Origin of the sequence: Anaerosporomusa subterranea, from assembly GCF_001611555.1 — a bacterium.
In the GTDB taxonomy this organism is placed as follows: Bacteria; Bacillota; Negativicutes; order Sporomusales; family Acetonemataceae; genus Anaerosporomusa; species Anaerosporomusa subterranea.
In genome coordinates this window covers 1-15,001 of the sequence record NZ_LSGP01000025.1, presented here as the reverse complement: position 1 = coordinate 15,001, position 15,001 = coordinate 1, and the positions used below count along the sequence as shown (strand labels likewise).

The window sequence follows — 15,001 nt, the reverse complement described above, 5'->3', positions numbered from 1 at the left end:
GAATAAGAAAGTTGAGTTGGAGGGATCCTTGATGAACCATTGTCCAGTGATTATGGCGATTCTACAGGCAAAACGAACAGAGACCGCTGTAAAGGTTCAAGACGTCCTTACCAAGTATGGCTGCTACATCCGAGTGCGGCTCGGCCTGCACGATGCGGCCTTAGACTCCTGTTCCCCGCATGGACTCATCCTTCTGCAACTTTGCGGCGACGAGATCCCGCTCCAAGAGTTGCAAAAAGAACTGGAGGCAATTCCCGAAGTTAAAGTCAAACATATGACACTGGAGTTTTAGGAGCGGCGCGGGAAACCGCGCTGCCTTATTTCTTATAAAGAGTTAGGAGAGTGACGAGATGAGTTCAAAAGTATATTTTCTGCCTGTTGCTAACGGCCTTTCGGTTCAACAACAAGCTGATGCGATGAAAACAATCTATCAGGCTTCAGGTGCGGATCAAGTTTTCGACGCCCAGGATTTTGTTGCAATTAAACTGCATGTCGGGGAGAAAAAGAATACCACCCATATCAAACCGGAGCTAATTCGGGAACTGGTTGAAAAAGTGAAAGCCAAGGGTGGACTGGCGTTTCTGACTGAGACTTCAACCTTATACAAGGGAGAACGAGAGAACGCAGTCAAGCATCTCTTGCATGCTCATAAACATGGTTTCGGCATTGATGGGGTAGGCGCTCCCTTTATCATGTCTGACGGACTGACTGGCACTAGCGAGCAAGAGGTGGTTATACACGGGGAATTACATGAGTCTGTTAAGGTTGCACGTGAAGTTGTTGGTGCCGATTCGCTATTTGTCGTATCCCATCCGACCGGCCACCCGGCGGCTGGTTTGGGAGCATGTTTGAAGAATCTTGGCATGGGATTAGCCAGCCGCATGGGGAAAATGCGCCAACATTCCGCTATGTCACCCGAAATCATTGAAAAAACATGCAAATACTGCCAGAAATGCATTCAATGGTGTCCGGAAAGCGCGATCATCGAAAAGAACGGCAAAGCATACATCGAAACCGAAAAGTGCATAGGCTGTGGGGAGTGCTTGGCGGTTTGCCGCTTTGATGCTGTTAGCTATGATTGGGGTGCTGAATCGGGCTATATGCAAAAAAGTATGGCTGAACATGCCTATGGAACGATTAAAAATAAACTGGGGAAAAGCTTTTTCTTTAATGTACTGATTGATATGACGAAAGACTGCGATTGCTTTAGCGTCAACCAAAAAAAGTTCATACCTGATATAGGCATACTAGCATCGGCTGATCCGGTGGCGATTGATAGGGCTACACTTGATTTAACTGCCCAGGTTAATGGAAAGACGTTAGCTGAGATGGCCTATAAACATCACGATGCCACTATTCAAATTAATCATGCCGCTAAAATTGGCATGGGAAGTTTGCAGTATGAGCTTATCACAGTCGGTTGAGTAGGTAGATGATGAAAAAGACAAATGCCGCTCGGTTTCTCGACGGACTGGGGATTAAGTATGAGCTTAAAGAATATGAGGTTGACGAGGCCGATTTAGGTGCAGAATCTGTGGCTGATAAGGTCGGCCTGCCTCCAGGACAAGTTTTTAAAACGTTGGTTGTTCGCGGTGATAAGACGGGTGTACTATTCGCCTGCGTTCCAGGCGAAAGTGAGTTAGACCTAAAGAAGCTAGCTGCCGTGAGCGGGAACAAAAAAGCTGAGTTGGTGCCGCTCAAGGAGGTTCAGCCCTTAACTGGTTATATCCGGGGCGGAGTTTCACCGCTGGGCGCCAAAAAGCATTATCCCGTATTCCTGGATGAAAGTGCGAACCGCTGGCCGGTCATTTCTATCAGCGCTGGTGTTAGGGGCTGTCAACTACTTCTGGCAGCACAACAACTGGCTGCCGCGACCCGTGCGAGCCTACACGATCTCGTCCGCTAGACAGTAGCTGTAGCAATTTAGTTTTATGGGAGGAGGCGGCAGTTGAACTTGAAACGTATTACCATTGATGAGAGCATAGCGAAAAAGGTTCCTGGTTGCCGCTTAGGCTGTATTTTATTTGAACAGGTCACAGTCAGAGGCGCGACTCCAGCTTTGACGCAAGAATTTATCAAGTTGCAGCAGGAAGCTTCTGACGCATACCAATTGGATATACTACCTAAATTGCCACGCATACTAGCTGTCCGCAGTATGTACAAGAAGATGGCGTTTGATCCATCGCGTTATCGTCCGGCCTCAGAGGCGCTTGTCCGTAGAGTGCTGCAAAACAAAGGTGTATACTATGTCAATAGTGCGGTAGATGTTAACAATTACTGCTCGATAAAGTTTCTGCTGCCATTTGGTCTGTATGATGCTGCTGAGATTCAAGGGGATATCTGCTATCAAATGGCAAGCGGTGGGAGCTATATCGGTGTCAGCGGTAACACGATAACAGCGGAAGGAAAACCATTTCTAACCGACAATCTAGGCGTTTTCGGTAATCCTACAGCAGATAATTTGCGAACAGCGGTTAATTTGAGTTCGACTAATTTGCTCTCCGTAATCTACGTTGATGAAGAAGTATCAGACTCTGCTTTAAATGATATGATGGACTTTACAGCCGATATGATGGTTCGTTATAATAGTGGACAAGTCGTCTCGCAAAACATAGTGCGAGCCTAATGATTTAAAAGGCGTGTTTCAAAAAACACGCAACCATAAAAGAAAGGAGGCTGTTAGAAAATGTCCAGAGGCTAGGCACCAGAGACGGCGGGCCCGGAGGCGTACAGTTACGGTACGTTGAGGAGACCGACGGCTCTGGTAACGACGCATATGGGCGTTTTGTAACAGCCTCTAAAAGGGTGGGGGAAGCATGTATCATAGCACGCGAGGCTGGTCGCAAGAGACAACAGCCGCTCAAGCAATTATTGCGGGAATTGCTCCTGACGGAGGATTGTATGTACCCGCCCACATGCCAAAAATTGATGAGTTGTTTATTCAGAGTTTGGCAAAGCTTGATTACCCGGAACGCGCAAAAGCAATTATGGCACTGTTTCTACCGGATTTTACCGAACTTGAGCTGGATGCGTGCGTGTCAAACGCATACGGGGCTGCTAAGTTTTCTACAACTGCCATAGCGCCGGTTAAGCTAATTGAAGAGGGGCCGGCTTTGCTTGAATTATGGCACGGACCTACGGCCGCCTTTAAAGATATGGCGTTACAACTGTTGCCACAGCTTTTATCTGTTGCGTTGGCAAAAACTGATCACGATGACAAGATAGCTATTTTAGTTGCGACATCCGGCGACACAGGCAAAGCGGCACTGGAAGGCTTCCGCGATGTTAAGAGAACAGAAATCATCGTTTTTTATCCTCTCGATGGGGTTAGTCAGGTGCAACGGCTGCAAATGGTGACACAGGAGGGTGAAAATGTTTCTGTCGTTGCGGTGCAAGGCAATTTTGACGACGCACAAACCGGTGTAAAAACTATTTTCGCTGATTCGGTACTCAGCGCAAACTTGGCCGATCAGGGTATTCGGCTATCTTCGGCCAACTCGATTAATTGGGGTCGCCTATTGCCGCAAATCGTTTATTACTTTAGTGCATATGCCGATATGGTCCAGTCAGGACGAGTTGCTATTGGCAAGCCGGTGAACTTTGCAGTACCGACAGGCAACTTTGGCAATATACTGGCAGGCTATTATGCAAAACAAATGGGCCTGCCGATTGGTAGGCTGATTTGCGCTTCCAATCAGAACAATGTATTGACAGAGTTTATCACCAGCGGCGTCTATGACCGGAATCGGCCTTTCCATAAAACACTGTCTCCATCCATGGATATACTGGTTTCAAGTAATTTGGAAAGACTATTGTATCATCTGTCTGGAGGAAACACTGTCAAAGTAAGTGGTTGGCAGTCTGAACTCAATGCTACTGGACGCTATCAGGTTGATAATGCTGTCCGGCAGGCAGTTTCCAGCCTTTTCTGGGCTGATTGGTCAGATGATGTCACTACCAAGAATACGATCAAGACTGTCTATGAGCAGTGGCAATATCTGCTTGATCCGCATACGGCGGTTGCCTGGCATGCATTTGAACGTTATAGTCAAGTGACAGGAGATACGAATCCGTGTGTGATCGTGTCTACTGCCAGCCCGTTCAAGTTTTGCGACAGTGTGCTTGAAGCATTAGAAGGCAAGCCCCAGTCAGATGCAAATCAAGGGCTTGAATTATTAGACCGGCTATCTAGTCTGACCGGCTTGCCGATCCCGGCGGCGTTGGCTGCTTTGGCCAATAAGCCCATACGGCATTACCAAACATGTCAGAAGGGCGAGATGGGAAGTCTGGTCGAAAGAACACTAATTGGCTAGTGGTTGCTCTCGAGAGCAGACAAGCTGTTTGGCGCGTTGGCTTCGTCATAAGAATAGCCACGTTTATTTGAACGTCTAGTGGCGGCCTCTTTGGTCGTCACTTTTTTATTGTCTAGTGCGGGCAATTTCTGCTGTAAGGTCAACACTTCTGAAAATAAGTCGCCATACTTATCAACTCGGTCTAATACTTGCTGACTAGTAAAGTCGATTAATAAAGGATTACGTGTTTTTAAGACTTTTTCCACTTCCCCCCACATTACCGGAGCGGAGGCGGTAGGCCTCGCTTTTGCTCGGAGCGAATAGACGGAGACGGTTGTTTTATGTTCGTCATTTTGGCTCCAGTCGATGAATACCTTACCCACCCGCAGCTCTTTTCGCATTTTGGCTACAATCAAGTCAGGACGGCTAGCTTCCAAGGCTTTTGCCAACTGTTGGGCAAAGCTTTTTGTTTGCTCATAGTCGCAGGCAGTATTTAACGGCGCGTAAACCTGCAATCCTTTGGAGCCTGATGTTTTGGGAAACGAATCTAAGCCATAAGCTGCTAATACTGAACGTAGCAACAAGCCAACTTCGGCGCACTCGATCATTGAAGCTGGCTCACCAGGATCAAGATCAAACACTAACACCGCTGGGCGGGAAATATTCGTGATGCGGGATAATGATGGATGCAGTTCCAACACAGCCATATTGGCTGACCATATGAGTGAGGGCAGACTGTCTATGACACAGAAGTTGATGTGCTTGCCTCGACCGTCGCTCCAGACCGGCATCGTCGTAAACCACTGCGGACGATTGGCCGGACATTCTTTCTGATAAAAGAATTTTCCCTCAGCCCCATGCGGATAGCGCTTTAGGCTCATCGGTCGATCCGCAATATGGGGTAACAGAACCGGCGCTATCCGGATATAGTAGTCAAGAACCTGGCCTTTGGTAAAACCATCAGCGTAAAACACTTTATCCAGATTGGTTAGCTTCAAGTCGACGCCTTGAACGGTTATTATACTATTAGCGGGCACGTTCTTTCTTCCTTCCGCTTTTCGCTTTTTCCGGTTTCTTTACTGCCGCCAGACTCGCTTCAAGGGCGGCCATCAGGTCAATGACTTTGCCTGCCGGGGCAGCAGCAGGCTGAGTGGTGATTACTTGCCCTTCAGCTTTCTTTTCTAACAAGGCCAGGACTTGCTTACGATAGTCGTCATGGTATTTTGCCGGTTGGAAGTCAGCCGTCAGTGATTCGATCAACTGCACTGCCATGGTCATTTCCCGCTCACTTGGCTGCGCATCAGTTGTCGGTAGTTCGTCCAATTCCTCAGAACTGATAATTTCATCAGCATATAGCATGGTGGACAGTGTGAGCGCCCGCATATCGCCAGATGGCCGGATCGCACACAGGTATTGCTTGTTGCGCAGAATAAATCGGGCAACTGCGACCTTGTTTGTCTTCTTTAGTGCAGACAGCAGCAAAGAATACGCTTTCGCCGCTCCTTTGTCAGGAGTGAGATAATATGGCTGCTCAAAATACAGTGGATCAATTTGGTCTAAGACAACAAAATCATCGATTTCAATCGCCCGGTTTGTTTTGGGCATAGCTGACTCTAATTCGCTGGCTGTGACGGTCACGTACTGATCGGGAGATACTTCATAGCCTTTGACAATTTCTTCAGACGTGACTTCGTTGCCATCAGCTTCGCAGATCTTCTTTAGCCGGATGCGGCAACCGTCTGAAGCGCGTAATTGATGAAAGTGAATGGTTTTTCGCTTGACTGCGTTAAACAGCTTAACTGGGATATTAATTAAACCGAAGCTGATCGATCCGCTCCACATTGGACGCGGCATAATATCGCCTCCTTATTACTCATTTATCATTGCTCGCGGATAACATAGCTGGCGTCTTTATCTGTACGGAGGCCAAGAAATGAGGGATGGCGAAGCGTGTGGGCAGGCGTCCATTCGGCGAAGGAAATCTCTGCGACCACTAGCGGCTGGACAAAGCTGGCCCCCGCTTTTTTAGGGTCGCTGGCAAACGGATGCTTAGGGATGGATAGGGGCTGCAACAATTCTTGGAGCTGTTTAAGTGTCTTGGTTGTAAACCCAGTACCGCAAGACCCGGCGTATAGTAGCTTTTGCGGTGTTGCGCGGGCACTTGCGGCCTCTGGTATCACATCGTAGTAGCCAAGCAGCAAAGCACCAATTGTACCAGTGCGGTTTCCTTCACCCGGAGTCCACCCGCAAATAATGAATTCTTGACGATGAAAATTCTTGACTTTTAGCCAATCGTCGCTTCGCTTGCCTGGGAGATATAGGCTATTCAACCGCTTAAGTATGATTCCCTCGAGCCTAAGCTTACGGCTGGCTTCTAAAAAATCGGCTGCACGTTCGGTGTGATAGGAGGGGGTTGACCATGCTCGGCCTGCCAATTCTAATTTATCTAATTCGAAACGGCGGCTCTGATAAGAATGGTTGATAAGACTCTGATCATTGAGCTGTAGCAAGTCAAAAATGATATAAGTGACCGGTATGACGTCTGCTGTTTTTTTTATGAGCGCTGATTTCTCCAGGTTCATGCGATGCTGCAGCAAAGCGAACGAGGGTTGTCCCGCTTCGTCGAAAGCCGTCAGTTCTCCATCTAAGATAACTGATTGCTTCTTTAGTTTCTGGCCGAGAGCATGGATCTCGGGATAGCGAAAGGTAATATCAAAGCCGTTTCGGCTAACTATCTGAATGTTGCCATTCGTGATGTAACTAAGAGCCCGGATTCCATCCCACTTCACTTCAAAAGCATACTCATCTATTTTTTTTGGCAGCTTTGAACTCGACTTCGCCAGCATCGGTGTGTAACGCGGTAGTAATTCGACCGTCATGTTCGCCTCCGCAAATATCTTCGCTATTAGTATTAAACTTGCAGGCGGTAAATATTATAAGTAGGCATATATGATCGCTGTTGTGCATATGTATGGAGATAGTTGCATTATTAGGGAGGCGGAAAATTGACTACGAAAGAACGAATATTACTGGCCATTTATCGCGAATACAGAAAGGGAAACTCAGATATGCGCCGTTCTGTGCGGCATGATGGCCTGCAGCTAGATCCTGGATCATTTAATCAGGATATTCAGTCCCTTCAGTCCGAAGGACTGATTCGCGGTGCCGTGCTTGTTAGAGACCGCAGTAAAAACTATCCAGACCAAGTGATTTTAAACCAGGTCGCAGTAACCCATTATGGGCTTCACTACCTGAGGAGGAATTTGCTAGCCAAAACAGGAGAGTGAACTTGTAAAACGGACATAAAAATAACCGGCATTTGCCGGTTATTTTTATGATTATCTGTACTTGGGGACACCCTGGTTTCACGAGGCTATGTCGGTGTTGTTCTCGTCAAGATTCTTCTAGTAGTATCGCCAATTCATCTAACAGTTTGGAAAACTTGGCAAGAGTCACTTCGATTGCTTGAGGTGATGACATATCGACACCTGCATTTTTTAATAGGTTGATCGAATAGTCCGAGCCGCCGCTCTTCAAAAATGCAATATAACGCTGTTGTGCCGGTTGACCTTCTTTAAGTATCTGGTCAGCTAAAGCATTAGCTGCCGAGAAGCCGGTCGCATATTGATAGACATAGAAGCTAGAATAAAAGTGGGGGATTCTTGCCCATTCGACGTTGATTTCACTGTCTACCACGATATCGTTTCCGTAATACTTAACATTTAGTTCATGCCACATTTGATCCAGCAGATCGGCAGTAATTGTTTCACCGCTTTCTACCTTCTCGTGTAATAACTTTTCAAACTCGGCAAACATAGTTTGCCGATATACAGTGGCTCGAACTTGTTCTAAATATTGATTAATCAGGTAAAGACGGACTTTTTTGTCCTGGGTTGTTTTTAGCATATAGTCCATCAACAGAGTTTCGTTGGTCGTAGAGGCTACTTCAGCTGAAAAAATCGTATAGGAAGAGTTGATATAGGGTTGATGCTTATGGCTGTAGAAGCTATGGATGGCATGACCAAGCTCGTGCGCCAGAGTGGAGACGTCGTCATAACGGTTATTGTAGTTCAGCAGAATAAATGGATGAACGCCAAAGACGCCCCAGGAGTAAGCACCGGTTTGCTTGCCTTGGTTTTCGTACACATCAATCCAAGAGTTTGATAAGCCTTGCTCCAAAGCGGTCAGATAGTCATCACCAAGCGGCTTCAGCGCCTTGCGCACTAAATCGCGGCCTTCTTCATAGCTGTATGTAAGCTGGATATCAGGCACGATTGGGGTATAGAGATCATACATATGTATTTCGTCGAGTTTGAGGGCCTTTTTCTTTAATGCGACATAGCGATGCAGTGGCTGAAGATGATTTTCAACAGTAGAGATTACATTATTATAAACTGTAAGCGGGACATTATTTGTTTCGAGTGCTGCATCGATGGCAGATTCGTACTTGCGACTGTTGGCGAAGAAGATATTTTTCTTCACATTGCCTGCCAGAGTTGACGCAAAGGTGTTGCGGTATTGGTTATAGGCGCCAAACAATCCAGCGAAAGCCTGTTGACGCAGCTTGCGGTCAGGCGACATGATAAACAGACGGTAGCGTGCCTCACTGAGCTGCAACGATTTGCCTGCCGAATCTGCGATCTCAGGGAAGCGTAGATCGGCATGTGCCAACATATTAAATGTATTCTCAGAGGCGTCGGCAACTTCGTTCATACGTGCGAGGAGCTCTTCTTCGCGGGGAGATAAGACATGTTTCTTTTGACGCTGTAGGTTCTCAAAAAAGAAGCTGTACTCAGCTAGTCCGGCTTCACTTTTTCTGAATTCGGCGAGCTTCGCGTCGGGAATTGCCAAAATCTCAGGCTCAACAAACGCAGTCGATTCGCCGGCTTCGCTGAGCAGTGATTCAGCTTTGCCAGTCATGGCTTGATACTTAGTGTCGGCGTTATTCTCATCTCGGTGCATTCGCGCATAGGCGAAAATTTTCTCGCTGGCGACATTAATGCGGTCACGGGTTTTTAAGCAAGATAGCAGGATTTCTGACGACTGGCCCAATTTGTTTTTGTATTGGTTCATTTCTGGCAATGATGCTTTAAGTGAAACAAAATCGTTCTGCCACTCATCGTCGCTGGCATACATGTCTCGCAGATTCCATTTGTATTCATCACGAATTTCACTTCTTGGCGGAACTTTGTTGTGCTCTTGCCCGGCTGCTTCCGCAGGTGTGGCAAATATCAAGGTTCCCAATACAGCAGAAAGTAATTTTGGCATAATCGACATGTGCACTCTCCTTTTCCTCAGTAAGAACTGCTATTACTACAATTAGCTGGAAAAGCAGAACTTCCTTTTTTATCATGATAAAAAAGCTAGGCATTTATACAAGTAGAAGGGGACGCTGCAGCCGCGTCCCTAGCTGGCATTGATAAAATAGACATCTAGACTCGATAGTATCCTACAATTCCCTCGAAAATCCCGTTAGCTGCCCGGCTGCGCCCATCTTCGCTCGCCAAGAGCAATTCCTCATCAGGATTGGAAATAAAAGCTACTTCAACTAATATTGACGGCATCGGGGCATAGCGAATCACAAAGAAACTGGCAAACCTGGCCCCGCGATCGTTTACACCTAAACTTTCGATCAGTCGTTTTTGCACGATGGTAGCAAGCCTGCTCGCATCTGCATTGCCGTGATGGTATGTTGTGGCTCCGTTTGCCGTTGAGCTAATAAAACCATCATTGTGAATGCTAATCAACAAGTCAGCTTTTGTCTGTTTGGCAGCCCATATGCGCGCCTCTACCTCTTCTTGCGCTGTTGCACTGTCATGGGCGACCGACTGGTCAGTTTCTCTGGTCATATAAACTTTGGCGCCGTTTCGTTCTAATCGTTCGCGCAACAAGAGGGCGATTGCCAGCGTGTTATCTTTCTCATATGTGCCAGCTGGACCGATTGCGCCAGGATCTCTGCCGCCGTGTCCAGGGTCTATACAGATGCTTTTTCCCAACAATCGCGTACTGTCCATTTCAACGTTTGGTAAAGCTTGCCGATCAGGATATGCGATTGGTTGATGAGAATCCGTATTTAGGTAAATGACGCTAGTGGCTGCGTTATAATGAATGCGCCAGTTTTGAGCAAGGGCGATTGTTTTTAGGGTAAGTAGCAAGTCTTTGCTTACCGGGATTTTGATGGGAAGTTGCTGCCCGTCCAGTAAAATTCGCATCCTCAACACCTTCCTGCAGTTACTCTCCCTCTATATTATGCAATGTGAGCGATAAAAGCTCCGAAAGGATATTCCGGCAGTTAGCGGGAATACTTGTTTGAATGGATTCAAGGAAGGTGTCATCATGAGAGTTCTGTTAACTACACTTAATGCAAAATATGTTCATACATCATTAGCGTTACGCAATCTCCAGGCATATTGCCATAAAGATGGAATTGACACAAGTATTAAAGAATATACAATCAACCAAGGATTGTCGCAAATTCTAAGCGATATTTACCGGCAAGATCCAGAAGTGATCGGCATTGCTTGCTACATCTGGAATATTAACATGGTAATTGACCTTTGTTCGCTAATCAAGAAAGTCATGCCTGAGACTGTTGTGATCCTTGGCGGGCCTGAGGTTTCCTATGATCCGGCGGAGGTATTGCAGAATAATCCCTTTATCGACTATGTAGTCATGGGAGAAGGGGAAGAATCTCTCAGTGAACTGTTACGAGCGCTAATGCGTTCAGAGGGTAAAGGAATAGCAGCTGTTTCGGGTACCGCTTGTTATGATCAGGGTCAGATTACTGTTCACGGCCAAAGTAGGACAATTGCTGTATTAGATGATCTTCCGTTTGCTTATCAGGTCGATGAACTCAAGGAAATCAAAGACCGGATCATTTATTATGAAACTTCCCGCGGCTGCCCGTTTTCTTGCCAATACTGTCTTTCAAGCGCGACGGTTGGCGTTCGCTTTTACTCATTGCAACGCATTTTTGCCGACCTGCAAACCTTTATTGACCAAGATGTTAGACAGGTAAAATTCGTCGACCGAACCTTCAACACCCGCAAGGAACACTATTTGCCAATTATTCGTTTCCTGTCTCAACAAAATTGCCGGACCAATTTTCATTTTGAAATTGCGGCTGATCTATTGGATGAAGAAGCGATTGCACTGCTGAGCGCTGCTCCGTCGGGACGATTTCAATTAGAAATCGGTGTGCAATCAACCCATGAACCTACTTTAGAAGCAATCTGCCGGCATAATGATTGGGACAAGATTCAAAAAAATGTGTCCGCATTACGTCAAAATGACAACATGCATCTGCATTTAGATCTGATTGTCGGGCTGCCCTATGAGACGCTGGAATTTTTTTCGCGCTCTTTTAATGACGTATACTCATTGCAGCCCCATATGCTGCAAATCGGATTTCTGAAGATGCTTAAGGGGTCTGGTGTGCGACATTCGGATCAATTGCATGACTATGTATATACAGACTCAGCTCCCTACGAGGTGTTGGCCAACCGGTATTTAAGTTATGGTGAAGTTAGAGAATTGCAATTCCTAGAGGAAGTCTTCAATTTAACCTATAACAGCAGCCGGTTTCATACCGCATTGAATTGGCTGATTAAGATCGCATTCGGGGGCAATGCGTTTTCTTTGTACCACGCGTTAAGCAGCTGCTGGGAACAGAAAGAAATGAATTTGCTGTCCCATAGTCCTAAAGCAATGTATGAATTTTTGATCCAATTTTGTCGTGAATTGTTTCCGACGCATTTAAACACTTTTTTTGAACTGCTTAAATTTGACGCGTTAACCTCTGATGGCGGTACGATTAGGCCAGAAGTTTTGCCGTGGAATTATCCGGCGATGGAGCAAGATCTTGGTGCTTTCTGGCGGAATGAGGCCTGGGTCGGAAACTATTTGCCCAATTATCGCTTTACCTCATGGCGGGAGGTAAAGCGTAGCTACCAAGTGGAGTTGTTCACAATCAATATTCCTGAGTATTTGCGAACTGGTCAAATCGAACAACAGAATACCACGTTACTCTTCAATTATCACCGCGACGGGTTATGGACGCTATTGCCTAACCTAGTACCGTATCAACCCTAATCCTGTGTATTTTGGCGGTAGATTGTCCGCAAAGCTGCGTTGTCGTCAATCGGCATACTGTGCCGATATGGCTTATTCCTCCGCCTTGCCTTGCAAACAATCTCCTCGCCATTATACTTACAGTTTTAGAGTTGACACGGTACTCGTAAGAAAGGGGACCTAGAGTGCGTTACAACGTATATTCCAATTATCTTGTTCAGAAATATGGCGAAAAAGTATATAAGCTGCCAGTTAGTCTACCTGTGTCTTGCCCTAACCGGGATGGTCTGCTAGGAACAGGGGGCTGCGCCTTTTGCGGTGAGATTGGGGCCGGCTACGAGAACTTACCGGCGTCGATGACGGTGGAACAACAAATCACAGCAAACAAAGAGCATATTAGTCCCAAATATAAAGCGAAGAAATTCATTCCGTACTTTCAAAACTACAGTAACACCTATTTGCCTGCAGATCAACTTGCACGCTATGTAAGAGAGGCCTGTCAGCCTGATGTGGTTGGCATTGCCATCGCTACCAGACCAGACTGTGTTGGCGAGGCTCATCTTGATGTTCTGGCAGAACTACAGGAAGAGCTAAAGGTTGACATCACTGTGGAACTGGGGCTTCAGACTGTTAATTATCATTCTCTGCTGAAGGTTAATCGTGGGCATACACTTGCGGAGTGGCTGGATGCAACGCTACGGATAAAACGCCGTGGCATTGGAGTATGTACCCATTTGATTTTGAATCTTCCGTGGGATACTGCCGATGATGTTATCGAGAACGCCAAAGTGATGTCAGCGCTTCGTGTCGACCAAGTGAAACTGCATGCGCTTTATATTGTGAAGGGAACCCTCATGGCAGACTGGTATCAAGAAAACAGGATTTCACTAATCAGCAAAGAGGAATACATAGATAGAGTGGTCGTTTTTCTTGAGCACCTTCATCCGGATATTGTTATTCAACGCTTGATTGGACGAGCGCCTGAAACTAACACACTATTCACCAATTGGCAAACAGGCTGGTGGAAAATAAAAGAGGCAATCGAACACTCCCTTGCTGCTCAGGATACCTGGCAGGGAAAGAAATGTGACTACCTCAATGGAAGTGCTGTCTGTAATCATCTATAGTAGGAGCGTTTACAGCGACAAGGGAAAATTTTAATAAGAATCATTCCGGCTAGAAAGCCGCCAATATGAGCCCACCAAGCGATGTTTGAACCGGCGGCCGCGAAAGCGCCGCTTTGCAACTGTAAAAAGAACCAGAGCCCTAAGAACAGCATCGCCGGTACCTCGAAGATTTGCAAGAAGATAAAGATGGGGACCAAGGTTTTGATTTTCGCTGTCGGATATAGAATCAGATAGGCGCCTAAGATTCCTGACACCGCCCCGCTGGCACCAATAACTGGTACCGTGGAGAAGGGATCTAACAAAATATGACTCAGGTTGGCGATGAAGCCGGTGAGTAGAAAGAAAGCCAAGAACTGGATTCGGCCTAGCCAGTCTTCTACGTTATCACCGAACAACCATAAGTACCACATGTTACCAATGATATGCATCCAGCCGCCGTGAAGAAAAAGGTTACTGAATATAGACGTATAGTCACTAAGAACAGTTGATCCTCCATTTAATGCTTCAATAAATGCAATAGGAGTCAACCCATATTGACGGATCATTGACATGAGCGCGCGATCACTCAAGCTAATTTCCCGATAAAATACATAAAAGTTAGCCATTATCAGGCTGAGCGTCATTAGCGGCAGTGAATGTGAACGCAGATTGTCACGTAAAGGAATCATTGTAGTCCCCCTTGTCGGCTAGTGCCGGCTTTTTCTTTTGTTCTTATTATACTACTATGGTATCATATTTTATTTCAGTTTGCGCGCTCCTGCAAGTCAGAGAGCAAATTTATAATAGACTTTCTTTTCTGTGTATTTTTTTTGCTATTTACAAAGGCAACGGCGCCTGCTATTATTAACTTCGTTGTCCTGAATGAGTGAATACGTGGAGGTATAAAAAACCGTGCAAAAACTACAACTCCTGGAAAAAATCCAAAAGCTGTCTGCTATCATTCATTGCAAAGACTTAAACAGCTATAACTTGACAGCCGCTAGCATTGCCGAAATGCGCAATGCCCTGGACGCTATGACTGAAGAATATATCGCTGCTTACTGCTAAATGGCAGTTTTCTGTTTGGCGGGTAAGGACGAAAGACCACCCCGCCAGACATTTATATTAAGCGGCTTTTGTTCAATGCTGTCTTGACAAGGCTTCATTCGATATGGTAAGATAAATCCTGTCGAATGAAAAGAAAATTCTGTTAGTAATCAGAGCGCAGTCCAGGTAGTGGTTAGTTTTCTACTCAAAGGGTCTGCTTGCTCTTGAGAAGCCTCAGAGCTTTTTTTATTGTCAGACCTAATTTCCAGAAAGAAACATATTGACACAGCCTAAACACTGTGGTAAGATGTTCAAGCGTCACCGGTGACGGTGGCGAAAGAGAGTGGCGAGAAGCAAGCAGTCCTAGGCGCCGAAATCGGTAGCACCGGAGGCGTAGCGGAAGCTACGTTGAGGATGCGGACGATGTAGGGCTGAAGTAACGGAATGCGCCGCTTATCGACGCTCGAAGCTCCTTGAAAACTGAAC

Annotated in this window: 15 protein-coding genes; 9 read left to right on the top strand and 6 right to left on the bottom strand. The window is 46.3% G+C overall.

The window, feature by feature from the left end:
* The first annotated feature begins 31 nt into the window (after window positions 1–31).
* From AXX12_RS15025 to thrC, 5 genes are all read left to right on the top strand, one after another.
* On the top strand, window positions 32–292 hold the full coding sequence (locus AXX12_RS15025; RefSeq protein WP_066244514.1) for a CPF_0552 family protein: 261 nt from the start codon (window positions 32–34) through the stop codon (window positions 290–292).
* A gap of 58 nt (window positions 293–350) precedes the next feature.
* Window positions 351–1,424, top strand: coding sequence for a DUF362 domain-containing protein (locus AXX12_RS15020; RefSeq protein ID WP_066244511.1), 1,074 nt, complete (start codon window positions 351–353; stop codon window positions 1,422–1,424).
* Between the two features lie 11 nt (window positions 1,425–1,435).
* Complete coding sequence (gene ybaK, locus AXX12_RS15015; RefSeq protein WP_066245196.1) at window positions 1,436–1,906, top strand: Cys-tRNA(Pro) deacylase; 471 nt, start codon at window positions 1,436–1,438, stop codon at window positions 1,904–1,906.
* 42 nt (window positions 1,907–1,948) lie between these two features.
* Window positions 1,949–2,626: a B3/B4 domain-containing protein gene (locus AXX12_RS15010; protein ID WP_231881915.1), complete on the top strand. Its 678-nt coding sequence runs from the start codon at window positions 1,949–1,951 to the stop codon at window positions 2,624–2,626.
* 190 nt (window positions 2,627–2,816) lie between these two features.
* Window positions 2,817–4,313 (top strand): threonine synthase, encoded by a 1,497-nt coding sequence (thrC, locus tag AXX12_RS15005; protein ID WP_066244508.1) that lies wholly within the window; start codon window positions 2,817–2,819, stop codon window positions 4,311–4,313.
* On the opposite strand, the gene ligD (AXX12_RS15000) is transcribed toward thrC, so the two are convergent.
* Genes ligD (AXX12_RS15000) through ligD (AXX12_RS14990) form a run of 3 tightly spaced genes read right to left on the bottom strand, consistent with a single transcriptional unit; the run spans window position 4,310 to window position 7,171 of the window.
* Window positions 4,310–5,329, bottom strand: a complete 1,020-nt coding sequence (ligD, locus tag AXX12_RS15000) for a non-homologous end-joining DNA ligase (RefSeq protein WP_066244506.1) — start codon at window positions 5,327–5,329, stop codon at window positions 4,310–4,312. The two genes, thrC and ligD (AXX12_RS15000), sit on opposite strands and share 4 nt — an antisense overlap.
* Window positions 5,319–6,146: a non-homologous end joining protein Ku gene (ku, locus tag AXX12_RS14995; RefSeq protein ID WP_066244503.1), complete on the bottom strand. Its 828-nt coding sequence runs from the start codon at window positions 6,144–6,146 to the stop codon at window positions 5,319–5,321. The genes ligD (AXX12_RS15000) and ku overlap by 11 nt, the downstream gene beginning before the upstream one ends.
* A 26-nt stretch (window positions 6,147–6,172) precedes the next feature.
* A complete protein-coding gene (ligD, locus tag AXX12_RS14990; RefSeq protein ID WP_066244500.1) occupies window positions 6,173–7,171 on the bottom strand; it encodes a non-homologous end-joining DNA ligase in 999 nt (332 codons plus the stop codon).
* A gap of 126 nt (window positions 7,172–7,297) precedes the next feature.
* Between ligD (AXX12_RS14990) and AXX12_RS14985 the strand changes: the two genes are divergently transcribed.
* Entirely contained in the window at window positions 7,298–7,579 is a 282-nt protein-coding gene (locus AXX12_RS14985; RefSeq protein ID WP_066244498.1) for a YjcQ family protein, read from the top strand.
* 106 nt (window positions 7,580–7,685) lie between these two features.
* Here the strand turns inward: AXX12_RS14985 and pepF are convergent, their stop codons facing one another.
* Together pepF and AXX12_RS14975 are read right to left on the bottom strand one after the other, a co-directional pair.
* On the bottom strand, window positions 7,686–9,569 hold the full coding sequence (gene pepF, locus AXX12_RS14980; protein ID WP_066244495.1) for an oligoendopeptidase F: 1,884 nt from the start codon (window positions 9,567–9,569) through the stop codon (window positions 7,686–7,688).
* A gap of 155 nt (window positions 9,570–9,724) precedes the next feature.
* A complete protein-coding gene (locus tag AXX12_RS14975; protein ID WP_066244493.1) occupies window positions 9,725–10,504 on the bottom strand; it encodes an N-acetylmuramoyl-L-alanine amidase family protein in 780 nt (259 codons plus the stop codon).
* 124 nt (window positions 10,505–10,628) lie between these two features.
* On the opposite strand from AXX12_RS14975, the gene AXX12_RS14970 reads away from it, so the two are divergent.
* Both AXX12_RS14970 and mnmL read left to right on the top strand, forming a co-directional pair.
* Entirely contained in the window at window positions 10,629–12,383 is a 1,755-nt protein-coding gene (locus AXX12_RS14970; protein WP_066244491.1) for a B12-binding domain-containing radical SAM protein, read from the top strand.
* A gap of 164 nt (window positions 12,384–12,547) precedes the next feature.
* Window positions 12,548–13,489, top strand: a complete 942-nt coding sequence (gene mnmL, locus AXX12_RS14965; protein ID WP_066244489.1) for a tRNA modification radical SAM protein MnmL/YtqA — start codon at window positions 12,548–12,550, stop codon at window positions 13,487–13,489.
* Here the strand turns inward: mnmL and AXX12_RS14960 are convergent.
* On the bottom strand, window positions 13,480–14,157 hold the full coding sequence (locus AXX12_RS14960) for a rhomboid family intramembrane serine protease (protein WP_066244487.1): 678 nt from the start codon (window positions 14,155–14,157) through the stop codon (window positions 13,480–13,482). The genes mnmL and AXX12_RS14960 overlap by 10 nt on opposite strands.
* A 223-nt stretch (window positions 14,158–14,380) precedes the next feature.
* Between AXX12_RS14960 and AXX12_RS19635 the strand changes: the two genes are divergently transcribed.
* Window positions 14,381–14,536, top strand: coding sequence for a hypothetical protein (locus AXX12_RS19635; protein WP_197470748.1), 156 nt, complete (start codon window positions 14,381–14,383; stop codon window positions 14,534–14,536).
* Window positions 14,537–15,001 lie beyond the last annotated feature (465 nt).